The sequence below is a fragment of the Bradyrhizobium sp. Kon10 genome (assembly GCF_055807395.1).
Genome location: NZ_JBVVOZ010000247.1, coordinates 1 through 267, shown reverse-complemented (window position 1 = coordinate 267; position 267 = coordinate 1). Strand labels below are relative to the sequence as shown.

General features: G+C 54.3%; 1 protein-coding gene. It reads right to left on the bottom strand.

Annotated features, from left to right (window positions below; translation table 11 throughout):
• A partial coding sequence (locus AC0L2O_RS36900) for a type 2 periplasmic-binding domain-containing protein (RefSeq protein ID WP_473373221.1) occupies positions 1 to 267 on the bottom strand: 267 nt, incomplete at both ends.

Below are 267 nucleotides of genomic sequence, written 5' to 3'. Positions count from 1 at the left end.
GTTCATTGTTATCTTCAGGTTTTTATAGCGTTCTACATACTGCTTGGCCGACTCATAGTCGGTGAAATGGCCGTCGATCGTCCCGTTGTTCAGCGCCGCCACCGCGGTGTTGTTGTCGGGGAACTTGACGATGTCGCCCTTCAGATTCTTCTCGGCATAGATTTCCTGCAGCGTCCCCTGGATCACGCCGATGCGCTTTCCGGAGGTGCTCTCATTGCTCGTCAGAGCCGGATCGGCGGAAATGATCGAAAGGTAACCCGCGAGATA